This is a genomic window from Nonomuraea sp. NPDC052129, assembly GCF_040680095.1.
Taxonomy (GTDB): domain Bacteria; phylum Actinomycetota; class Actinomycetes; order Streptosporangiales; family Streptosporangiaceae; genus Nonomuraea.
In genome coordinates this window covers 1-21,936 of the sequence record NZ_JBFAVX010000061.1, presented here as the reverse complement: position 1 = coordinate 21,936, position 21,936 = coordinate 1, and the positions used below count along the sequence as shown (strand labels likewise).

Below are 21,936 nucleotides of genomic sequence, written 5' to 3'. Positions count from 1 at the left end.
GGTAATTGGAACACAACCCGTACCAGACGGCCAACCGTACATATCCCATCAAATACGACCAAACGTGCCCACAAGGTCGCATTTCGCCGCGCGCGTTTTCAGGCGGGCCGAAAGGAGTCTCGCTCCACCGGCGCCGCGTGCTTGACCATCAGGTGACGGGTCACCGAATACTCCTGCACCGCCTCCTGGCTCATGTCCTTGCCGAAACCACTGCCCTTGACCCCGCCGTGCGGGGCCTCGCTGGCTATCGGCAGGTGGTCGTTGATCCAGGTCACACCCACATCGAGGCGGTGCGAGACCCGCATCGCCCTGGCAACGTCTCGTGACCACACGGACGAGGCCAGACCGTAACGCGTGTCGTTGGCCAGTGTGACCGCCTCGTCCTCGGCGTCGAACGGCAGGACCACGAGGACGGGACCGAATAGCTCTCCCTGGACGATATCGCTGTTCTGTGACACTTCGTTAACAAGTGTCGGAAGGTAGTAGAAGCCGGGTCCGTCGACCGGCGCGCCACCGTGCACGACGCGCCCGCCGGAGCCGGAGACGAAGCCGTGTACCCGGTCGCGGTGGGCCGCCGAGATCAGCGGGCCGACGTCGGTGGCGGGGTCCCACGGGTCGCCCACGGTGATGCCGGCGAGCGTCTGCCTGATGGCCTCCACCGCGTCGTCGTAGATCGGCCGGGCCACGTAGACGCGGGTGGCGGCGGTGCAGTCCTGGCCGGTGTTGTACGTGGCGCCCATGGCCACGCCGCGGGCCGTCTCCTCCAGGTCGGCGTCCTCGAAGACCAGCGCGGGCGCCTTGCCGCCGAGCTCCAGGTGCACCCGCTTGAGCGTCTTGGCGGCGCCGCTCATGACAGCTCGGCCGGTCTCCGTCGAGCCGGTGACGCTGACCATGTCCACACCCGGATCGGTGACCAGCGCCTCCCCCACCTCGGCGTCGCCGGTGACCACTCGCACCAGGCCGGCCGGCGCGCCCGCCTGGGCGAACAGCTCGGCCAGGCGCAGCGTGGTGCGGGGCGTCTGCGGGGCGGGCTTGATGACCACCGCGTTGCCCGCGGCGACGGCCGGGCCGAGCTTCCACACGGCCATCACGAACGGGAAGTTCCACGGCGCGATCGAGCCCACCACGCCGACCGGGCGGCGCAGCATGACCGAGGTGTAGCCGCGGCTGAACACCCCGGCGCCCGACCCTTCGAGCGAGCGCGCGGCCCCGGCGAAGAAGCGCAGGTTGTCGGCCGCGAACGGCAGCTCCCCGTCCCTGAAGACGGCCGCGGGCTTGCCCGTCTCCTCGACCTCCAGCCGGGTCAGCTCCTCGGCGTCGGCCTCGACCAGGTCGGCCAGCCGCAGCAGCACCCGGGCCCGCTCGGCCGGGGTGGCCTGCGACCACTCCTCGAAGGCGGCGCGCGCCGTCCCCACGGCCCGCGTCACGTCCTCGACAGGGGTGTCGGGGATCTTGTCGAAGACGAGCCCCGTCGCGGGGTTGATCAGCTCACGCATCGGACGGCTGCCCCAGCTCCTCGATGAGGTCCGCGGCCTTGCGCAGCCCGTCGAGGCCGCGGATCCGCTCACCCTCGGCGGCCAGCCGGGCGCGCAGCTGCTCGTCGCCGAGCAGGCGGTCGAGGGCGCCCGTCAGCTCCTCGTCGGTGAAGGCGTAGGTCGACAGCCGAACGCCGTAGCCGAGCTCGTCCACGCGCTGGGCGTTGTCGTACTGGTCCCAGAACAGCGGCAGCAGGATCATCGGCTTGCCGAAGTGCAGCGCCTCGGTGGTGGTGTTGTTGCCGCCGTGCGTGATGACCAGGTCGCAGAGCGGGATGATCTTCGTCTGCGGCAGGAACTCGGCGCCCCACATGTTGTCGGCCAGCTTGATCTCCTCGTGCAGCGGGCCCTTGGAGACGATGAACTGGTGCGGGGTGGTGGCCAGCACGTCGATCACCCGCTGCATCAGCTCCACGTCGGAGGAGCCGAGTGAGCCGAGCGAGAAGTAGACCAGCGCGCCACCGGTGCGCTGGAAGGGCAGCTGGAAGTCCTCGTCGGTCTCGCGCACCGAGGAGTCGAGGCGGTGCCAGGTGGGGCCGAGCGGGCGGGCGTCGGTGTAGTCGAGGATCTCCGGGAACACGTAGAGGTTCAGGTCGCCCTCGTGGATGAAGTCGAGGTCGGGCAGCGGCTCGGTGCCCTGCTCGACGCACCACTCGTTGAAGGCGTTCCAGATCTCGCGGTGCGTACGGTCGTACTCGGCGCGGAAGGCGTCCCATTCCGTGCGGTGGTCGGCGGGCAGACCCGAGAACACCGGCGCGACGTCGTCGCCGCGCACCTCCAGCGGGTTGCAGGACACGATGCGGACGAACTTCTTGCCGGTCGTGAGCAGCGCGGGGAAGGTGATGACGTTGTCCTCGACGATGACGTCCGGCTGGACCCGCTCGATGATCGCCTTGAGCTGCGGCTCGCAGTACTTGGCGCCGTCGATGAGGGAGTCCCAGATGGGCTTGGTCACCGTTTCGAGCTGCTCCAGCGTGCTCTTGCGGTATTCCGGGGCGCTCTCGCGGATGAAGTCCTTCCAGAACTGCCCCGCGTCCTGCTCCTCCTCCCCCTCGGCGGGCGGCGCCAGGTCGACGAGGTCCTCCTCGAAGCCGAGAGCTTCGAGCTTGCCCTTCCACGAGGCCTCGGCGGCGAAGACGACGCGGTGACCGCGGCGACGGAGAATGTCGCCGATGCCGATGCTGTTGTTCGTGGGCCCGTAGGCGCTTTCCGGCATGAACAGGATGGTGAGGGACATCACGCGCTCCGAGGTGGCATCAATTTGAAGGGGAATTCAAATACTCATCTAGCGGGCCGGTCAACTTCAAGGCACTATGGTCACGGCTTCCTGAACGGCAGACGAACAAGGCGGTGAGTGTGACCCAGCGAAAGAGCCGCAGCGACCGGCGCATCGACCTGATCGAGGCGGCCCGGCGGGCCATCATCCGTCACGGCATCGACCGCGTCCAGCTCTCGCATGTGGCCGAGGAGGCGGGGCTTACCTCGGGCGCCGTGCTGTATCACTATCCCGACCTCAGCGAGCTGCTGGTCGAGGCGCAGCACGCCGGGATGGAGCGGTTCTACGAGCAGCGGATGCGGCAGCTCTCGGCGCTCACCGACCCGGCGGAGAAGCTGGTCATGACGATCAGGTCGGGGCTGCCGACCGGTCCGCTCGACCCCGACGTCCGGCTGCTCAACGAGCTGGGCGGGGCGGCGGGGCGCAGCCGGGTCTACGGGGTGCTGCTCACGTCCCTCTATGACCGGCAGGTGTCGATGTACCAGTCGATCCTGGACACGGGGGCCGCGCTGGGCGTCTTCACGCTGAGCTCCGACTCGCTGACGATCTCGCGCAACCTGGTGGCCCTGGAGGACGCCTACGGCTACCGGATCACCGCCCGGCACCCGGTGATAGGCCCGCAGGAGGCGGCCGAGCTGATCCTTTCCTACGCGCGCACGGCGACGGGCCACGGCCTCGCTCACTGAGCCGTTCCCTGGCCCGCCGCTCATTGAGCCGTTCCCTGGTCCGCCGGGATGATGACGGCGTCGTCGTGCCGCCAGTGCAGCTTGACCTTGGCGCCCTGCTCCACGGCGCTGGCGCCCTGCACGGCCACCAGGACCGGCTTGACGCGGCCGGGCAGGTCGACCGAGACGTGGGAGACGCCGCCGTAGAAGCTGACGTCGAGCACGGTCCCCTTGAGGCCGTGCGCGGCCGTCTCCTCGCGCAGCTCGATCTTCTCGGGGCGGACGCCCAGGAGCGCCTTGGCGCCGATCTCCAGCTCCTCCAGCGGGGTGCCGGGCAGCAGGCCGAAGTCCTCGGTCCGCAGGGCCTCGGCGCCGCCGGCCGTACCCTCGAACAGGTTGTTGGCGCCGACGAAGTCGGCGACGAAGGGGGTGCGGGGCCGCTCGTAGAGCTCGACGGGCTGGTCCACCTGGCGCACGCCGCCGCGCTCGAAGACCGCGATGCGGTCGGCCAGCGACATGGCCTCCTCCTGGTCGTGGGTGACGACCACGAAGGTGATGCCGACCTCGTGCTGCAGCCGCTTGAGCTCCAGCTGCATGTCGGCGCGGACCTTCTTGTCCAGCGCGGAGAGCGGCTCGTCGAGCAGGAGCAGGCGCGGGCGCTTGACGATGGAGCGGGCGAGCGCGACGCGCTGGCGCTGGCCGCCGGACAGCTGGGCGGGCTTGCGGCCGCCGAGGTCCGACAGGCCGACGGTCTCCAGCACCTCGCCGACGCGCTGCTTGATCTCCTGGCGCGGCAGCTTCTCGCGCTCCAGGCCGTAGGCCACGTTCTTGGCCACGGTCATGTGCGGGAACAGCGCGTACGACTGGAACATCAGGCTGATCGGCCGCCGGTTCGGCTGCTTGCCGAGCAGGTCCTCGCCGTCCAGCGTCACCGTTCCGCCGTCGGGCGTCTCGAACCCGGCCAGGATGCGCAGCAGCGTGGTCTTGCCGCAGCCGGAGGGGCCCAGCAGGGCGAAGAACTCACCCTGGCGGATCTCCAAGGAGACCCCGTCGAGCGCGGTGACGTCACCGAACCGCCGGGTGATCCCGTCAATCTTCAGCACGTGATTCCCCGATCTTGGTCATCCGCTGGCCCACGATCACCGCGGTGAAGCTCACCAGGAGCAGGATCGCGGCCAGCGCGTTGATCTTCGGGGTCACCCCGAAACGGATCATCGAATAGATGACGATCGGCAGCGTCTGCTCGTTGTTGCCGATCGTGAAGAAGGCGATGACGAACTCGTCCAGCGACAGCGTGAAGGCCAGCAGCGCGCCCGCGATGATGCCGGGCGTGAGCTGCGGCAGCGTCACCTTCATGAACGTGACGACCGGGCCCGCCCCGAGGTCGCGCGACGCCTCCTCCAGCGAGGTGTCGGTGTTCGACAGCCTGGTACGCACCACCGCGGCGACGAACGCCATCGAGAAGACGCCGTGCGCGAGGATCACCGAGTAGAGCCCCAGCGTGAGCTGGATCATCCCGTAGAAGACCAGCAGCCCGATGGCCAGCACCAGGTCCGGAAGCACGGCGGGCATCAGGGCGAGCGCGTCGAGCGTCTTCGACCGGGTGTACCTGGCCAGGCCGACGGCCAGCAGCGTGCCGAGCACGGTCGCGACGACGGTCGAGCCCGCGGCCACGATGAGCGTGTTGACCACGCCGTCCCTGATTCGCTCGTCCTGGGCCAGCTCGCCGTACCACTTGAGGCTGAAGCCCTCATAGGTGTAGGCCGACCGGCCGGAGTTGAACGACATCACGACGAGCACGACGATCGGCGCGTACAGGAAGACGTAGGTCGCCCAGAACGGGACGTGCAGCCACTTCGACCTACGCACGACGGGCCACCCACGACTGCGCGATCAGCAGCACCACCAGGACCGCCACGAGGGCCAGCGTCAGCGCGGAGCCGAAGGGCCAGTCGCGCGCCGACAGGAACTCGGTGCGGATCAGGTTGCCCACCATGACCGACTTGCCGCCGCCGAGCATCTCGGGGATGACGAAGTTGCCGAAGCTGGGCACGAACACGAACAGGCACCCGGTCAGCACGCCCGGCACCGTCAGCGGCAGCGTCACCTTGCGGAACGTGCTGAACGCCGACGCGCCCAGGTTCGCCGACGCCTCGCGCAACTGCGGGTCGAGCCGCTCGATCGCCGCGTAGAGCGGCAGCACCATCAGCGGCAGGTAGGAGTAGAGCAGCCCGAGGATGATGGCGCCCTGGTTGTAGAGCAGTTCGTACGGCCCCAGGCCGAGCGCCTTCAGCCCCGAGTTCAGCAGGCCGGGACCGTTGAGCAGGATGATCCAGGCGTAGACGCGGATGATGAAGTTCGTCCAGAACGGCAGCACGACGGCGACCAGCGCGATCGTCTTCCACTTGCGTGGCAGCTGCGCGATCAAGTAGGCCGTCGGGTAGCCGAGCAGCAGCGCGAGCAGCGTCGTGAGCCCCGCGATCTTCAGGGAGGTGCCCAGCACGCTGAGGTAGAGCGGGTCGATCAGGCGGCTGAAGTTCTCGCCGGTGACCTCGTAGACGACACCGCCGAACCGGCCGCGCTGGAAGAGCGTGTAGCTCAGCACCAGCACCAGCGGCACCAGCAGGAGCACGACCAGGTACGTCAGGCCGGGTGACAGGAAAACGAACGCGCCCAGCCGGCGTCCTCTGGAAGGGGACACCGGCCGGGCTTCAGCTTCTGACTTCATTCAGGTTCTGACTTCATCTGGTGTTCTGACTTCATCCTGCGACTACGACTGCGCCTTGATCTCGGTCGCCAGACGTGTGTACTTGACCCCCGCCTGGCCCAGGTCGATGAGCGACTCACCGTTGAGCAGCTCGGCCGGCTTGATGTCCAGCAGCGAGCCCTTGGCGATCTCCACCTTGTCCATGGCGGCCTTGTTGGGCACCTTGTAGTTGATGTTGACGGCGGCCCAGCTGTGGATCTCAGGGTCGAGGATGTAGTTGATCAGGGCGTGCGCCGCCTCCTTGTTCTTGGAGGACTTCATGATCACCATGGTGTCCACCCAGAGGTCGCTGCCCTCCTTCGGCACCACGAACTTGATGTTCTGCTTCTCGCTCGTGGTCGGGCACCAGCCGTCCCACGCCTCGACCATGACCGCTTCGCCGGAGGTGAGCTTGTCGCCGAAGGTCGTGTCGTCGTAGCCGAGCAGGTGCGGCTTGGCCGCGACGAGGAGCTCCTTGGCCTTGGCGATCTCGGCGTCCTTGTCGGTGTTGACCGAGTAGCCGAGCGCCTTGAGGGCGGGCAGGGCCAGCCAGCGCTCGGTGGTCATCATGGTGACCTTCTTCTCGGCCCACGACGGAGGCTGCAGGAGGTCCTTCCAGCTCGTCGGCGGCGTCTTCACCAGGTCGCTGCGGTAGCAGATGCCGGTCGTACCCCAGGTGTAGGGCACCGAGTACTTGTTGCCCTTGTCGTAGGACAGCTGGGTCGCCTCGGGGTAGAGGTTCGACAGGTTCGGGATCAGCTCGGGGTGGATCGGCTCCAGCAGGCCCTGCTCGTTGAGCGCCTGGGCGTACTGTCCCGACACGAACGCCACGTCGATGCCGCTGTCACCACCGGTGGTCAGCTTGGTCATCGCGGTCTCGTTGGTGTCGTGGATCGCGATCTTCAGCGGGAACTTGAGCTTGTCCTTGACCTTCTGCGGCAGCTCCTTGGGCGTGTACCCGTCCCAGACCGTCACGTTGACCGACTGCTTCGACAGGTCGGCGTTCGGGTTGAGCTGGTCGGCAGTCGCCGCCGGTGCCGCGCCTGCGTTGGTCGACTCACCGCCGCACGCCGCGGCGGCGAGCGCGAGGCCGGCCACCGCTACGGCGGCCGGAAGACGACGGGTGAACCGGGTACGGAACACGGCCGCTACTCCTTCAGGGTTCCGGTGGATGAGGGGTCGCGCGACCAACCGGGCACGGCAGACCAGACGAGGAGTGTTGCAGCAGAAATCAACATGAGCAAGACTTTTGCGGACACTGTTACCTGGATGTTTGGTATTCCTGTTGAACATGAATTCAATTTGGAGGCGGTTGCTCTCTCTCGGTGAGAAGCCCCTCACATCACGGGATCGCGGCGTCTCGGCCGCGCTCGTGACGGCGCTGGGGGAAGGGGATGACGTGCCGCCGCCGTTCGCGGTCCGCCGCTTCTCCGCGCTGCCCAGCTTCTCGTACGAGGTTGGGGATCTCGACACTGGGGTGCCGGTCGAACGGGATTTCGGCGCACATGTCGACCAGACGAACTACTCCGTGGTCGTGGCCGATCGGGTGGTCGTCAAGTGGCTGACGCCGCCGGCGGCGCTGCCGCATCCCGCTCCCGATCTGCTCGCCCACCTGGCCGGGGCCGGGTTCCGGGACACGGCTCCGCCGTACGCCGCTCTGACCCGGGTGGACGAGACCGGCGAGAGGCTGCTCGCGCTGGTCACGGGCTACCTGCCGGAGGCCAGGGACGGTTGGGAGTGGTGCGCCGACGAGGCCGCTGCCGGCCGCACCGCCTTCGCGGAAGCCCTCGGCCGCCTGGCCGCCGACCTCCACCTGGCGCTCTCCACTTTCCCACCCCCTTCCATCGTCGCCACTCCCCCAGCCGTTACACCCATTTCCGGTCTGGCGGAAAGGGCCGAGCAAGCGCTGGCCGAGGCCCTCGCCCTGACGGACGGCGAGGACGGCGCGTGGCTGGCGAGCCGGGGCGCTGCTCTCAGAGCCGAGCTGGCCCCGCTGACCAGGCCGATCAGCACGCCGCTGATCCGCATTCACGGCGATCTGCACGTCGGCCAGATCCTGCGGTGGCGCGACGGTTACGCCGTGATCGACTTCGACGGCAACCCCACCGTCATGGAGGCCGCGCCGTACCAGCCGGCGGCCAGGGACCTCGCCCAGCTCGCCACGAGCCTGGAGCATGTCGCCCAGGTGGCGATCAAGCGCCGTGGCACGCCGCCGCACCAGGCGCTCAGCTGGGCCGACGAAGCCCGCGAGCGCCTGCTGGCCGCCTACCGGAGCCGCTTGGCCGAGTGCGGGCGGCCGGACCTCCTGGACGAGTCGCTGCTGCGCCCGTTCGAGATCGAGCAGGAATGCCGGGAGCTGGTCTACGCCGCCCGCCACCTGCCCCGCTGGCGCTACGCCCCGATGGGCGTGCTGCGCGCCCGCTATCCCGAGAAGACCCCGTGAACCCCGAGCCGTGCCAGGCAGATACTTCTGAGGAGACCCCGTGAATTCCGAGCTCTACCTGGCCGATCTGGAGGCCAAGCCCGCGGCCCTCGCCACCCTCGCGGACGCGCTGGCGGCGGACGGCCTGTTCGAGGGGCTGCCCACCGGTGTCCGGCGGGTGCTGTTCCTCGGCATGGGCAGCTCCCGCTACGCCGCCGGAGTGGCCGCGCTCCGCCTGCGCGCGGCGGGCATCGATGCCTACGCCGACTACGCCTCGGCCGCCGCGTCGTACCCGGCGGGGCCGGAGACGCTCGTGGTGCCCATCTCGGCGACGGGTACCAGCCGCGAGACGCTCGACGCGGTGGCCCGCTACGCGGGCGGCCCGTCGTTCGTGGCGGCGCTCACCAACCATCCCGGCTCCGCCCTCGCCAAGGCGGCCGACCTGGTCGTGCCCATGCACGCGGGCGAGGAGCGGGGCGGGGTGTCCTGCCGTACGTTCCAGCACACGCTCGCCCTCCTGCTCGCGCTGGAGGCCCACCTCACGGGCGACGGGCGCGACCTGGCCGACCTCGTACGACGCAGCGCCGAGGCGTCGGCCGACCTCCTCGACCGCCGGGAGGAGTGGCTGCCCCTGACGCTGGAGCTGCTGGACGGCCCGGACGGCGTCTACACCATCGCGCCCGTGGAGCGCCTGTCGTCGGCGGAGCAGTCGGCGCTGATGTTCCGCGAGGGTCCGCGCCGGCCGGCCGACGCCTGCGAGACGGGCGACTGGGCCCACGTGGACGTCTACCTCACCAAGACCCTCGACTACCGCGCGCTGCTCTTCCGCGGCTCCGGCTACGAGGACCAGGCCATGGACTGGGTGCGGCAGCGCGGCTCGACGGTCGTCACGGTCGGCGGGGACCTCATCGGCGGCGATCTGCTCGGCGGGGATCTCAAGGACGCCACGGCCGCCATCCGCTACGCGCACGACGGCGACGCGGACGTGGCGCTGCTCACGGAGACGCTGGTGGCGGAGCTGGTCGCCGCCAACTGGTGGTCGGCCGTGTCCTGAAAGGCGGCGTCCTGGGAGGGTGGGCGGCGTCCTGAAAGAGCGTCCTAAGACAAGCCGTCAGCGGGCGCCGGACGCGGCGCTGGCGTTCAGCGCGTGCTCGACCAGCGCGATGAGCGTGTTCTTGACCGGCTCGCGGGCCCGCGCGTCGGTGCGCACGATCGGGATGTGCGGGGAGAGCGTCAGTGCCTCCCTGACCTCGCTCTCCACGTGCGGGAACTGCCCGTCCCACCCGTTGAGCCCGACGATGAAGGGCAACCCGGCGTTCTCGAAGTAGTCGATCGCGGGGAAGCTGTCGGCCAGCCGCCGGGAGTCCACCAGGACCACGGCCCCGATCGCCCCCCGCACCAGGTCGTCCCACATGAACCAGAACCGGTGCTGTCCCGGCGTACCGAACAGGTAGAGGATCAGATCACGGTCGAGCGACACACGCCCGAAGTCCATGGCCACGGTGGTGGTCGTCTTGCCCGGCGTGTGCGCGAGATCGTCGATGCCCGCCGAGGCGTCCGTCATCACCGCCTCCGTCGTCAGCGGCATGATCTCCGACACCGCGCCGACGAAGGTGGTCTTGCCCACGCCGAACCCACCCGCGACGACGATCTTCGTCGAGGTGAGCCCGCTAGAGCCTGCGAAGTCCACTGAGTACCCTTTCGAGCAGGCCCGTGTCCGGGATTCCTGCCTCGAGCTGCGGCTGGTAGACGCGTACCAGCCCTTCCGACTCCATGTCGGCGATCAGCACCCGCGCCACTCCGAGCGGGATCCGCAGCATAGCCGACACCTCGGCCACCGAGCGGACCTGCCGGCACAGCTCGCTGATCGCCCGGTACTCCCGGGTGTAGGCCATACCGAGCCGCATCGAGGTCGATGAGGAGACCAGCGCCTCCATCGCCAGGCCACCGCGTGGGGCGGTCCGGCCGCCCGTGACGGCGTACATCCGGACCAACGAGCTGCGCTCGGGCTCCGGTCCGCGGTCGTCCCACGCTGCCAACAGTCCGCTCCCATCACCAGGTACGCGCGGCCGAGAGTTCCGCGCGGACGGCGGGCGTGAGCACTTGCCCCGCGCGCTCGACCAGAATCGTCATCTGGTAGGCCACCAGGCCCATGTCGCAATCAGGTGCGGCCAGCACCGCCAGGCACGAACCGTCACTGATGGCCATGGCCAGGAGCAGCCCGCGGTCCATCTCGATGAGGGTCTGGGTGACTCCGCCGCCTTCGAAGACGCGCGCGGCGCCCTGGGTGAGGCTGATCAGCCCCGCCGCGATGGCCGCGAGCTGGTCGGCGCGGTCCTGGGGGAATCCCCGCGAGATGGCCACCGGCAGCCCGTCGGCGGAGACCACCACCGTGTGCGCGACGCCGGGCACCTGCTCCACGAACCCGCTGACCAGCCAGTTCAGATCCCTGGCCGCCTGGCTCAGGTTCTTCATCATCATTCCTCCTCTAATTCTTCGCGCCCCTTGCGCACGCCCTGCTGGTAGCTGGCGAGCCTGCTGCGCAACCGGTCGGGCGAGACCGGCGGCGCCTGCACGGGCGTCGGCGCGGGCGTGGCGGAGCCGGGCACGAGGTTGGCCTTCGGCGTCCGCTTGGGCAGTCCGGATGTGGTCGTCCCGCTCTGCGCGGGTTCGCCGATCGCTCCCGCCGCCTGCCATCCGGTGTCGGCCGGCGAGCTCCAGGCGGGGTCGCGCTGCTCCGGCGTCGGTGTCGCCTTGGTGAACCAGCTCGACTCGAAGGTGTCGTAAAGCTCGTTGTCAGCCTGTGCCGGTCGGGCGGCCAGGTCGGGCATCGGCACCTCCACCGAATGCGTGTGCTGTGAGCTGAACCACGACGCCGAATCGAGCGGCTGGTCGAACGCGGGGTCGTAAGACGGGTGGCCGAGGCCGGGCATCGCCGGTGTGGCCTGCATCGGCACCTGGACGAACGGCGGCGGCTCCGGAGGCGCCGCCGGCCCGGGGATCGCGGTGAGCAGCATCTCGGGGATCAGCACCATGGCGGTCAGGCCGCCGGTGTCCTGGGGACGCAGCTGCACCCTGATGCTGTGCCGCAGCGCGAGCCGGCCGACCACGAACAGGCCCATCCGCCGGGAGACCGAGACGTCGACCACCGGCGGGTTGGCCAGCCGCCAGTTGGCCTGGGCCAGCTCCTCCGGCCCCATGCCGATGCCGTGGTCGGTGACCGAGACCATCAGCCCGCCACCGTCGATGTGGCTGCTGGAGATGATGACCTTGGTGTCGCGCGGGGAGAACGAGACCGCGTTCTCGACCAGCTCGGCGAGCAGATGCACGACGTCACTGACCGCCTGGCCGGCGATGGCGGCCGCCGACTGCACCTGGACGCTGACCCGGTCGTAGCTCTCGACCTCGCCGAGCGACGCGCGTACGACGTCCATCAGCTCGACGGCCTCGCTCCACTTGCGCGCCGCCTCCTGGCCCGCCAGGACCAGCAGGTTCTCGCTGTTGCGGCGCATGCGGGTGGCCAGGTGGTCGAGCAGGAACAGGTCGCCGAGCCGGGTGTCGTCGCGCTCGCCGCGCTCCAGCCGCTCGATCAGCGTGAGCTGCCGCTCGACGAGGGTCTGGCTGCGCCGCGACAGGTTGACGAACATCGCGTTGACGTTCGAGCGCAGGCGCGCCTCGTCGCCGGCCAGTCGTACGGCCTCGCGATGCACCTCGTCGAAGGCCCGCGCGACCTCGCCCACCTCGTCCTTGGAGAAGATGCCGATCGGCGGCACCTCGGCGTTGAGCGCGCCGTCGCGCGACTCGCGCAGGTGCTGGACGAACTCCGGCAGCCGCCGACCGGCGATCTCCAGCGCCTCGCCGCGCAGTCGGCGCAGCGGGCGGACCAGCGATCTGGCCACCCCTGTGGTGATCAGCAGGACGGCGATGAGCAGCGCGAGCACGGCGCCCGCGATGATGAGGGCGCGCTGGCGCTCGGCCGCGCCCAGCGCCTCGCTGCGGGTCAGGATGCCGGCCGCCTGGCGCTGCTCGACCTTGCGGAAGGAGTCGACGACGACGTTGCCCGCGTCGTACCACTCCTTGGCGTCGTCTCCGCGGCTGGCCTGGTCGAGCCCTCTCAGCGGCAGCCCGGCCGTGGCCCGGATCAGCACCAGCTCGCGCAGGAACAGCATGCGGTCGGCGGGCCTGCCGTTGACGGTCTCGTCGAAGAAGCGGCGCTCCTCGGCGGTGGCCTCGTCGCCGAAGCTCTTGCGCTCGTTGCGCTCGCGCGACAGCTCGCCGAGGAAGCGTTTGAGCTGTTCCTGGTCGAGGCTCCCCTCGACCAGGCCGGTGGTGACCAGCGCCTGCTGGAGCGAGACGCTCTCCTTGGCCTGGGCCAGCGAGTCGAGCATGCGGGTCTGCCGGAACAGCTCGTCGTCCTGGCTGCCCTTGATCAGCTCGTTGTGCACCGACAGCAGCTCATTGATCACCGTGGTGTAGAGCTCGACGCAGGCGCCGGGCAGCAGCTCGGCTTCGAGCGCCTGCTCGCGCAGGCCGGCCAGGTCGTTCAGGCGGCTCAGCATGTTCTCGATCTGGTCGGCGGTACGGCCGGTGACGTCGCCCACCAACTGCTCGGCGCTGGCGCGTACCTCCTTGGTGGACTCGTCCACCTGGTCCATCTGGTTGCGCACGGCGGCCAGCCCCGTCACGGGCCGGCCCCTGGCGATGAACCACGAGGTCCTGGCGCGCTCGCCGGCGACCAGGTGGGTGAGCGCGCCGACCTGCTGGGACAGCTGCGCCAGCCGGTTGGTACGGGTGTAGTCACCGGCGGCGCCTATCGAGGCGAACACCTGGAAGCCGCCGAGCAGGACGGCGGCGGCGGTCGGGATGACGATGAGGGCGACCAGCCGCGCCCGGACACGCCAGTTGCGCAGACGCCAGTTCGCCTCGTCCGCCTGCCGTTCACCCAACTGAGTACTCACCGAACGCAACCTCTCGCCCGAATCGGCGTATATGAAGGGCGCCTGAGGCCCCTGGGGAAAATCAGCAAGTGCCGGTAATTGGAACACATACCTACCAGCTCGGCCAAGCGAACATAAGGCCACAAAAGTTGAGTTGTGTGGCACATGAGGCGAGAACCTGGAGCCCCATTTATGCCAACCATTGACCGAGAAATATTCCAATAACTGAACAAGTGTCCGCTTGTGGGCGTTTGTACCGTTCCATGGCTGTAACACCGAAGAGGCACAGATGTCTCCTAAAGGTCACGGCGTTGAGATTTGCGTTATCCAAGACATAGGTTGAGGCCCGTCAAAGCGAGGAGGCGAGTGTGGCGGTTTCTCCCGACAGTGCGGCCATCGAAGTCGACGGGCTGTGGAAGATCTTCGGCCCAAAGGCGGAAAGGGTCCTGGCGTGCGATGACAGGTATCTCGAACCCGCCGTACTGAGAGAGAAGACAGGTTGCACCGCCGCGGTCAGAGACGTCAGTTTCGAGGTACGGCCCGGCGAGGTGTTCGTCGTCATGGGCCTTTCCGGAAGCGGTAAATCCACCCTGGTCCGCTGCCTCACCAGACTCATCGAGCCGAGCGTGGGCGAGGTCAGGATCGACGGCGAGGACATCGGCCGCGCCGCCCCCGCCCGCTTACGCGAGATCCGCCGCCACCGGGTCAGCATGGTGTTCCAGCACTTCGGCCTGCTCCCCCACCGGCGGGTGATCGACAACGTCGCCTACGGCCTGGAGGTCCAGGGCCTCGCCAAAGCCGCCCGGCACGCGCGGGCCGGGGAGATCCTCTCCCTCGTCGGCCTTGACGGGCACGCCGACGCCTACCCCGACCAGCTCTCCGGCGGCATGCAGCAGCGGGTCGGCCTGGCCCGCGCGCTCGCCGTCGACCCCCGGGTGATGCTCTTCGACGAGCCGTTCAGCGCGCTGGACCCGCTGATCCGCCGCGACATGCAGGCCGAGGTGATTCGCCTGCACCGCGAGGTCGGCAAGACGATGGTGTTCATCACCCACGACCTGTCCGAGGCGCTCAAGCTGGGCGAACGCATCGCGATCATGCGGGCCGGGTCGATCGTGCAGCTCGGCACGCCGGAGGAGCTGGTGGGCGCGCCTGCCGACGACTACGTGGCCGACTTCGTCCGCGACATCCCCAGGAGCCACGTGCTCACACTGCGCTGGATCTGCCGCCCGCCCGAGCCCGGCGAGCCCCTCGACGGCCCGGTCCTGCCCGCGCACACGGTCATCAAGGACGCGATCGGCGCCATGTCGTCCTCCTCCCGGCCCATCCGGGTCGTCGACGGTGAGGAGCTGGCCGGAGTCGTGGACCGGGTGGACATGCTCACCTTCCTCGCAGGGCAGGACGCGGCGAGCGCCGTACAGGCGAGCGCATGAGCACCACGGCCGTCACGACTCCCTCCAGGCTGCGTGTGCCCAGGTGGGCGGTGCCGGCGGGGATCGCGGTGCTGTTCGCCGTCGCCTACCTCCTCTTCCGCGGCACGGGAACGCTCCCGCACGACAAGTCGGCGCCGCAGTTCCTGGCGCTCACCGACCTGCGCGAGTGGATCGACGACCACCGCAACTCCAACCCGCTGTTCCTGTACTTCCTGAACTACATCCGGATCTTCGTCGGCTCGGTCTACACGGCCTTCCAGACTGGGCTGTACGCGCTCGGCTGGCCCGGACTCATCGGCGTGATGGGCGCGCTGGCCTGGCTCGCGGGCGGCTGGCGGATCGCGCTTCTGGCGGTCGCCGGGGTCGGCTCGTTCGGCGTGCTCGGGCTCTGGCAGTCGAGCGTCGACACGCTGGCCCTGGTCGCGGCCTCGGTGCTGCTGTCGCTGGCGATCGGGATCCCGCTGGGCATCTGGGCGGGGCTCTCGCCACGGGTGCGCCAGGCGATCACTCCGGTCCTGGACGTCATGCAGATCATGCCGACGTTCGCCTACCTGGCGCCGCTGGTGCTGTTCTTCCACATCGGCGCGCCCGCCGGCGCGATCGCGACGATGATCTACTCGATCCCGCCGGCCATCCGCATCACCGCACTGGCCATCGAGCAGGTCTCCCCCACCGCCGTCGAGGCGTCGTCCTCCCTGGGCGCCACGGGGCGTCAGACCCTGTTCAAGGTCTACCTGCCGCTGGCCAGGTCGACGATGGCGCTGGCGGTCAACCAGACCATCATGATGGCGCTGTCGATGGTCGTCATCGCGAACCTCATCTCGGCGCCGGGCCTGGGCGGCGACATCATCCGGGGCCTGTCGCGCGCCCAGGTCGGCATCATGCTCCCGGCCGGGATCGCGATCGTCGTCATGGCGGTGGTGCTGGACCGCATGCTGGTCGCGCTCGCCCGCGAGGGAGCGCCGCCGTCTGGAGGAGGAGCGCCGGGAGCGCAGCGACCAGAGCGACGGGGGAAGACGGCGGCATTGGGCGACCGAGCCGCCTCACGAAGTGAGGCCATAAGCACGCGGGTCCGGCTGATTCCCGCCGCCGTGCTGGCCGCCGCCGGGGTGGCGCTGACGTCGCTGCTGCCCGCCGAGTGGCCCGAGGACTGGACGGTCAACTTCGTCGTCCAGGTCAACGACGCGGTGCACTGGGCCGAGACCAGCTGGTACGGCGTCACGACGTTCGTCAAGGACGTCACCACCGACCTCCTGCTCAACCCGCTGGAGGGCCTGCTCACCTCGGCGCCGTGGTGGCTGATCGCCGCCGCCGCGCTGCTGCTGGCCTGGCGGGTGAGCGGGGTACGACCGGCGCTCACGGCACTGGGCTGCCTGCTGGCGATCGCGCTGCTCGGCATCTGGGAGCACGCCATGCAGACGCTCACCACCGTCGCGGTCGCGGTGCTCGTCACCCTGGTCATCGGCCTGATGCTGGGCGTGGCCGCCGCGCGGTCGTCCCGCTACTCGGCCGTGCAGCGCCCGATACTCGACGCCGCGCAGACCATGCCGGCCTTCGTCTACCTGCTGCCCGCGCTCGCCCTGTTCGAGACGACCAGGTTCACCGCGATCTTCGCCTCGGTCATCTACGCGGTGCCCCCGGTCGTCCGCCTGGTCGAGGACGGCATCAGGGCGGTGCCCGCGACCGTGGTGGAGGCGGCCACGGCCGCCGGGTCCACCTCGGGCCAGCTCCTGTGGAAGGTGCAGCTGCCGATGGCCCGCCGGGCGATCCTGCTGGCCGCCAACCAGGGCATCGTGATGACGCTGGCCATGGTCGTCGTGGGCGGCCTGGTCGGGGCCGGCGCCCTCGGCTACGACGTGGTCGTGGGCTTCTCCCAGCGGACCGACTTCGGGATGGGGTTCGTCGCCGGCATCGCGACGGTCCTGCTCGGGGTCATGCTCGACCGCATCACGCAGGGTGCCGACAGGCGCCCTTCCCCCCAAAGAAGGAAAACCACATGAAGATTCGCCTGCTCGCAGGCCTTCTCGCGCTCGGGCTCGCGGCTGCGGGATGCGGCGGCGCCAAGGTCGAAGAACCGTCCAGCTCCGCCGCCCCCAAGGCCCAGGGCAGCGCCTCGAGCGCCGGAACCGTCAAGATAGCGATCAACCCGTGGGTGGGCTACGAGGCCAGCGCCAACGTGGTGGCGTACCTGCTGAAGAACGAGCTCCACTACGACGTCCAGCTCCCGGAGATCAAGGAGCAGCTCGCCTGGGAGGGCTTCGAGACCGGCGACGTGGACGTCATCATCGAGAACTGGGGTCACCCGGACCTGGCGAAGAAGTTCATCGAGGAGAAGAAGGTCGCCATGTCGGCCGGTTCGACCGGCAACAAGGGCGTCATCGGCTGGTACGTGCCCAAGTGGATGGCCGACAAGTACCCGGACATCACCGACTGGAAGAACCTGAACAAGTACGCCGGCCTGTTCAAGACGTCGGAGTCCGGCGGCAAGGGCCAGCTCCTCGACGGCGACCCCAGCTACGTCACCAATGACGAGGCCCTGGTCAAGAACCTCAAACTGGACTTCAAGGTGGTCACCGGCGGCAGCGAGGCGGCCCTGCTCAAGTCGGCGACCCAGGCGCAGGAGCAGAAGAAGGCGCTGCTGTTCTACTTCTGGACGCCGCATTGGCTGTTCGACAAGGTCGATCTCGTCCGCGTCAACCTGCCCGCCTACACCCAGGGCTGCGACAGCGACCCCAAGAAGGTCGCCTGCGACTACGCGGAGCTGGACCTCGACAAGATCGTAAGCAAGAAGTTCGCCGACACCGGCGGCAAGGCCTACGACCTGGTCAAGAACTTCAGCTGGACCAACGAGGACCAGAACGCCGTCGCCAACGACATGACCAACGCGGGCATGACCGGCGAGCAGGCCGCCAAGAAGTGGGTCGAGGCCAACACCGCCAAGTGGCAGGCGTGGATCCCCAAGTAACCGTCTTAACCCCTCTTGACCGCGGCCCCGGGCGGGCCGCGGTCGTGGAGCCTCTCATGCCTCACATGCTTCACCTGCGTACCAAGACCATCGCCGGGCCGCTGGTGGCGGCCCTGCTGCTGACGGCCTGTTCCAGCGGGGCGCCGTCGCCCGCCGCCGCGGCGAAGGGCACGGTGCACATCGACGTGCACGGCTGGGTGGGCTACGAGGCCCAGGCCGCCGTACTGGCCTACCTGCTCGAACACGAGCTTGGGTACAAGGTCCAGAAGCGCAAGATGAAAGAGGAGGACTCCTGGAAGGGCTTCGAGACCGGCCAGGTCGACGTGATCGTCGAGAATTGGGGGCACAGCGATCTCAAGAAGGAGTACATCGAGGACAAGAAGGTCGCGCTCTCCGCTGGTCTCACCGGAAACAAAGGCGTGATCGGATGGTACGTCCCCGAGTGGATGGTCAAGAAATATCCAGACATCACGAACTGGCGGAGCTTGAACAAGTATTCGAGCCTATTTCGGACCGCTAAATCCGGAAATTTCGGTCAGGTGCTCGACGGCGATCAGTCGTTCGTCACCAATGACGAGGCGCTCGTGAAGAACCTCGGCCTCGATTACCGGGTCGTCTACTCCGGCAGCGAGGACGCTCTGATCAAGGCGGCACAGGTGGCGACCAAGAATCGTACGCCGGTGCTGATGTATTTCTACGAACCCCAGTGGCTGTTCACCAAGGTCAAACTCGTCAAGATCAACCTGCCCGCCTACTCCATAGGCTGCGACGCCGCCGCCACCAAGGTCGCCTGCGACTATCCGCCATACCTGCTCGACAAGATCGTGAGCAAGAAGTTCGCCGAGACCGGCGGCCCGGCGTACGAGCTGGTCCGCAACTTCACCTGGAGCAACGACAACCAGAACGCGGTCGCCAGTGACATGATCAACGGCAAGATGTCCGCCGACGAGGCGGCCAAGAAGTGGGTCGACGAGAACAAGATCGTGTGGAAGGACTGGATCCCCCGTTGAGGTTCGACTACGTCATCGTGGGCGGCGGGTCGGCGGGGTGCGCCCTGGCCAACCGGCTCAGCGCCGATCCCTCTGTGTCGGTGCTGGTGCTGGAGGCGGGTCGGCCCGACTACTCCTGGGACGTGTTCATCCACATGCCGGCGGCGCTGATGTTCCCCATCGGCAGCCGGTTCTACGACTGGAAGTACGAGTCGGAGCCCGAGCCGTACATGAACGACCGGCGCGTCTACCACGCGCGCGGCAAGGTGCTCGGCGGCTCCAGCAGCATCAACGGCATGATCTTCCAGCGCGGCAACCCGCTGGACTACGAGCGCTGGGCCGCCGATCCGGGCATGGAGAGCTGGGACTACGCGCACTGCCTGCCGTACTTCAAGCGGATGGAGCACTGCCTGGCCGACCCCGGCTCGGAGTTCCGCGGCGACGACGGGCCGCTGATGCTGGAGCGCGGTCCCGCGAAGGGGCCGCTCTTCGAGGCGTTCTTCGCGGCCGTCCAGCAGGCCGGGCACCCGCTCACCGACGACGTGAACGGCTTCCGGCAGGAGGGCTTCGCCGCCTTCGACCGCAACGTCTTTCGGGGCCGCCGGCTGAGCGCCGCCCGCGCCTACCTGCATCCCGTACGGCATCGCCGCAACCTCACGGTCAGGACCCGGGCCTTAGTGGAGAAGGTGGTCTTCGAGGGCACCCGGGCGGTCGGCGTGATCTGCGACGGCCGGCGCATCCCGGCGGGCGAGGTCATCCTGTGCGGCGGCGCCATCAACTCCCCGCAGCTGCTGCAGCTGTCAGGCGTCGGCCCCAAGACGCTGCTGGAACCGCTGGGCATCGACGTGGTCCACGACCTGCCGGGCGTGGGCGAGAACCTCCAGGACCACCTGGAGGTGTACGTCCAGCACGCCTGCGCCGAGCCGGTGTCGCAGCAGCCGTCGCTGGCCATGTGGCGCCGGCCCTTCATCGGCGCGAACTGGCTCTTCCTGCGCGGCGGCCCCGGGGCCACCAACCATTTCGAGGCCGGCGGCTTCATCCGCTCCAACGACCAGGTCCGCTACCCGAACCTGATGTTCCATTTCCTGCCGATCGCGATCCGCTACGACGGCTCGGCCCCCGCGGGCGGCCACGGCTACCAGGTGCACATCGGGCCGATGTACTCCGACTCCCGCGGCTCGGTGCGCATCAGGTCGGCCGATCCCCGGCGGAAGCCCGCGCTGCGCTTCAACTACCTGTCCACGGACCAGGACCGGCGCGAGTGGGTGGAGGCCATCAGGCATGCCCGCGCCATCCTGTCCCAGCCCGCCTGGGCCGGTCTGGACGCCGGCGAGCTCTCGCCGGGGCCCGCCGTACAGACCGACGAGGAGATCCTGGACTGGGTGGCCAGGGACGGCGAGACCGCCCTGCACCCGTCGTGCACCTGCAAGATGGGCACCGGCGAGCTGGCCGTCGTGGACCCCGCGACCATGCGCGTGCACGGCCTGGACGGGCTGCGGGTGGTGGACGCCTCGGCCATGCCCTACGTCACGAACGGCAACATCTACGCGCCGGTGATGATGCTGGCCGAGAAGGCGGCCGACCTCGTACTCGGCAACACGCCCCTGCCACCCGAACCCGTCGAGTTCTACCGCCACACTCCGTGATTTCCGTATTGTTCTTCCTCTCCCCCGAAGGACAAAAGGGACCCCAACCCCGACGGACCGGCACAGAGATTGAGACGGTCACCCCGGGGAGCCCTTGTGGTCACCGTGCTACCGGTCCAGGCGCTGATAGAGGCGGACCGACAGGACGAAGAAGACGGCGGTGATCGCCAGCCGCCAGACGCTGGCTGGCCGTGACCGAGAGGGGTTACAGAGCCAAGGCGTGCTGTAGCGCCCGGCCGACGTCCATCATTGTGGGCATCGACAGCGCCCCTAGATCGGCGACGATCTGGTCTCGGTACAGGGGGCCGAGGTCGTCGCAGTTGACGTAGCCAGTAAGCGGGTCACCAGCGCGCAAGGGGGCCCAGGATGGCAGATCGCGGCGAGTGGTGGTGATCCGCGCCACCAGACAATCATCGATGGCGTTGTTGCGGGCATTGTTGGAGACCACAAGCCATGGCTTGAGCCCGAAACCGAGATCGGCTCGATAGACCCGGCCGCGGACGGGGGTGATGTTGGGGGCAGCGTTCACGCTCGCGTTCCACCATCCATCGTGTTGCCGCGGTCCCAGCTACGGCGGGCGGTGCGGTAAGCGCGGTCCTCGTCGTCCATCTCGGCCGCCCACGCTGTATACCCGGTGGTCGCCACCTGGTGAGTGACAGCATCCCGTCCTGCGCGGACCAATGCGGCGAGGATCTCTGCGTCTGAGGCGCTGGCGTCCAGCTCTTGGCCAGTGAGCTGCGCCAGGGCCTGACGCTCGGGGCTGACGGGAGCGTGCATGCGCTCCAGAACGATGACATCCTCGGGTCCCATTGGGACGCTCTTGCGAACGCTCATGCAGCCAAGTGTACAGCAGAAGCTGCCACGAAGCGTGCTGCGGAAAATGCTGCATAACTGTATGAATGTCAGCACGTCCTCGCAGCAGGGGCATCACATCCGCCACTTGCCGCGCGTGCATGAGAGGTCAGGTCAGCGAGATGGTGGCAAGCCCGCGCCCGCCTACCGAGCCTCACCACCGAGCAACGCTGCAATTCCCAAGCTGGCAGCGCGGGTTCGATTCCCGTCACCCGCTCCACTAGCAGGGCCTCTCGTGTGGGCGCTTCGCGCTCAAGACTGTGCCCTTGGCCACCTCCAGGTCGAAACCGTCAAGGGCCGTCTTCTTGCCGTGAACCTTGCGCAGGCCCTGTGCGAGCACCGCCGCCATACTAGAATTCCGTACGCCGCACCGTACGACATACGATTCAATTCCGGCAACCGTACGGTGTACCGTACGAAGGTGACCATCGAGTACTCCGGCAAGGGCGACCCGGCACGCAGCCTGGCCCTGC

20 protein-coding genes are annotated in these 21,936 nt (G+C 68.6%); 8 read left to right on the top strand and 12 right to left on the bottom strand.

The window, feature by feature from the left end; genetic code table 11:
- Positions 1–98: 98 nt before the first annotated feature.
- Together AB0L53_RS57980 and AB0L53_RS57975 are read right to left on the bottom strand one after the other, a co-directional pair.
- Positions 99–1,496: an aminobutyraldehyde dehydrogenase gene (locus AB0L53_RS57980; protein WP_364015273.1), complete on the bottom strand. Its 1,398-nt coding sequence runs from the start codon at positions 1,494–1,496 to the stop codon at positions 99–101.
- Positions 1,489–2,772: a glycosyltransferase gene (locus tag AB0L53_RS57975; RefSeq protein WP_364015270.1), complete on the bottom strand. Its 1,284-nt coding sequence runs from the start codon at positions 2,770–2,772 to the stop codon at positions 1,489–1,491. Before AB0L53_RS57975 ends, AB0L53_RS57980 begins: the two co-directional genes overlap by 8 nt.
- Positions 2,773–2,891: 119 nt before the next feature.
- On the opposite strand from AB0L53_RS57975, the gene AB0L53_RS57970 reads away from it, so the two are divergent.
- Positions 2,892–3,497, top strand: coding sequence for a helix-turn-helix domain-containing protein (locus AB0L53_RS57970; protein WP_358427410.1), 606 nt, complete (start codon positions 2,892–2,894; stop codon positions 3,495–3,497).
- Positions 3,498–3,517: 20 nt separating this feature from the next.
- On the opposite strand, the gene AB0L53_RS57965 is transcribed toward AB0L53_RS57970, so the two are convergent.
- The 4 genes from AB0L53_RS57965 to AB0L53_RS57950 form a co-directional block, all read right to left on the bottom strand.
- A complete protein-coding gene (locus tag AB0L53_RS57965) occupies positions 3,518–4,579 on the bottom strand; it encodes an ABC transporter ATP-binding protein (RefSeq protein WP_364015266.1) in 1,062 nt (353 codons plus the stop codon).
- Positions 4,566–5,345 carry an ABC transporter permease gene (locus AB0L53_RS57960; RefSeq protein WP_358537529.1) on the bottom strand — a complete coding sequence of 260 codons (780 nt, stop codon included), beginning with the start codon at positions 5,343–5,345 and terminating at the stop codon, positions 4,566–4,568. The genes AB0L53_RS57965 and AB0L53_RS57960 overlap by 14 nt, the downstream gene beginning before the upstream one ends.
- Positions 5,338–6,177 carry an ABC transporter permease gene (locus tag AB0L53_RS57955; protein WP_358427401.1) on the bottom strand — a complete coding sequence of 280 codons (840 nt, stop codon included), beginning with the start codon at positions 6,175–6,177 and terminating at the stop codon, positions 5,338–5,340. The genes AB0L53_RS57960 and AB0L53_RS57955 overlap by 8 nt, the downstream gene beginning before the upstream one ends.
- Before the next feature lie 69 nt (positions 6,178–6,246).
- Complete coding sequence (locus tag AB0L53_RS57950) at positions 6,247–7,365, bottom strand: spermidine/putrescine ABC transporter substrate-binding protein (RefSeq protein ID WP_364015262.1); 1,119 nt, start codon at positions 7,363–7,365, stop codon at positions 6,247–6,249.
- Positions 7,366–7,534: 169 nt separating this feature from the next.
- Between AB0L53_RS57950 and AB0L53_RS57945 the strand changes: the two genes are divergently transcribed.
- Positions 7,535–8,665: a hypothetical protein gene (locus tag AB0L53_RS57945; protein ID WP_364015259.1), complete on the top strand. Its 1,131-nt coding sequence runs from the start codon at positions 7,535–7,537 to the stop codon at positions 8,663–8,665.
- Positions 8,666–8,705: 40 nt separating this feature from the next.
- Complete coding sequence (locus AB0L53_RS57940) at positions 8,706–9,698, top strand: SIS domain-containing protein (RefSeq protein ID WP_364015256.1); 993 nt, start codon at positions 8,706–8,708, stop codon at positions 9,696–9,698.
- Positions 9,699–9,755: 57 nt separating this feature from the next.
- Here the strand turns inward: AB0L53_RS57940 and AB0L53_RS57935 are convergent, their stop codons facing one another.
- From AB0L53_RS57935 to AB0L53_RS57920, 4 genes are all read right to left on the bottom strand, one after another.
- On the bottom strand, positions 9,756–10,334 hold the full coding sequence (locus AB0L53_RS57935; RefSeq protein ID WP_364015253.1) for an ATP/GTP-binding protein: 579 nt from the start codon (positions 10,332–10,334) through the stop codon (positions 9,756–9,758).
- Positions 10,315–10,629: a DUF742 domain-containing protein gene (locus AB0L53_RS57930; RefSeq protein ID WP_358537562.1), complete on the bottom strand. Its 315-nt coding sequence runs from the start codon at positions 10,627–10,629 to the stop codon at positions 10,315–10,317. The genes AB0L53_RS57935 and AB0L53_RS57930 overlap by 20 nt, the downstream gene beginning before the upstream one ends.
- A 67-nt stretch (positions 10,630–10,696) precedes the next feature.
- Positions 10,697–11,119: a roadblock/LC7 domain-containing protein gene (locus tag AB0L53_RS57925; RefSeq protein WP_225290600.1), complete on the bottom strand. Its 423-nt coding sequence runs from the start codon at positions 11,117–11,119 to the stop codon at positions 10,697–10,699.
- A 2-nt stretch (positions 11,120–11,121) separates the two neighbouring features.
- The gene (locus tag AB0L53_RS57920) at positions 11,122–13,602 is read right to left on the bottom strand and encodes a nitrate- and nitrite sensing domain-containing protein (protein WP_364015250.1); all 2,481 of its coding nucleotides are present in this window, start codon (positions 13,600–13,602) and stop codon (positions 11,122–11,124) included.
- 347 nt (positions 13,603–13,949) lie between these two features.
- Between AB0L53_RS57920 and AB0L53_RS57915 the strand changes: the two genes are divergently transcribed.
- The 5 genes from AB0L53_RS57915 to betA are packed head-to-tail and all read left to right on the top strand — an operon-like array spanning position 13,950 to position 20,611.
- Positions 13,950–15,011 carry a glycine betaine/L-proline ABC transporter ATP-binding protein gene (locus AB0L53_RS57915; RefSeq protein WP_364015247.1) on the top strand — a complete coding sequence of 354 codons (1,062 nt, stop codon included), beginning with the start codon at positions 13,950–13,952 and terminating at the stop codon, positions 15,009–15,011.
- A complete protein-coding gene (locus AB0L53_RS57910) occupies positions 15,008–17,011 on the top strand; it encodes an ABC transporter permease subunit (RefSeq protein WP_364015244.1) in 2,004 nt (667 codons plus the stop codon). Before AB0L53_RS57915 ends, AB0L53_RS57910 begins: the two co-directional genes overlap by 4 nt.
- Positions 17,008–17,976 carry an ABC transporter substrate-binding protein gene (locus AB0L53_RS57905; RefSeq protein WP_364015241.1) on the top strand — a complete coding sequence of 323 codons (969 nt, stop codon included), beginning with the start codon at positions 17,008–17,010 and terminating at the stop codon, positions 17,974–17,976. Before AB0L53_RS57910 ends, AB0L53_RS57905 begins: the two co-directional genes overlap by 4 nt.
- A 56-nt stretch (positions 17,977–18,032) precedes the next feature.
- Positions 18,033–18,986: an ABC transporter substrate-binding protein gene (locus tag AB0L53_RS57900; RefSeq protein WP_364015238.1), complete on the top strand. Its 954-nt coding sequence runs from the start codon at positions 18,033–18,035 to the stop codon at positions 18,984–18,986.
- Positions 18,983–20,611: a choline dehydrogenase gene (betA, locus tag AB0L53_RS57895; RefSeq protein ID WP_364015235.1), complete on the top strand. Its 1,629-nt coding sequence runs from the start codon at positions 18,983–18,985 to the stop codon at positions 20,609–20,611. Before AB0L53_RS57900 ends, betA begins: the two co-directional genes overlap by 4 nt.
- A 205-nt stretch (positions 20,612–20,816) precedes the next feature.
- Here the strand turns inward: betA and AB0L53_RS57890 are convergent, their stop codons facing one another.
- Together AB0L53_RS57890 and AB0L53_RS57885 are read right to left on the bottom strand one after the other, a co-directional pair.
- Entirely contained in the window at positions 20,817–21,140 is a 324-nt protein-coding gene (locus AB0L53_RS57890) for a type II toxin-antitoxin system PemK/MazF family toxin (protein WP_364015233.1), read from the bottom strand.
- On the bottom strand, positions 21,137–21,445 hold the full coding sequence (locus AB0L53_RS57885) for a hypothetical protein (protein ID WP_364015230.1): 309 nt from the start codon (positions 21,443–21,445) through the stop codon (positions 21,137–21,139). The genes AB0L53_RS57890 and AB0L53_RS57885 overlap by 4 nt, the downstream gene beginning before the upstream one ends.
- Positions 21,446–21,936: the final 491 nt, after the last annotated feature.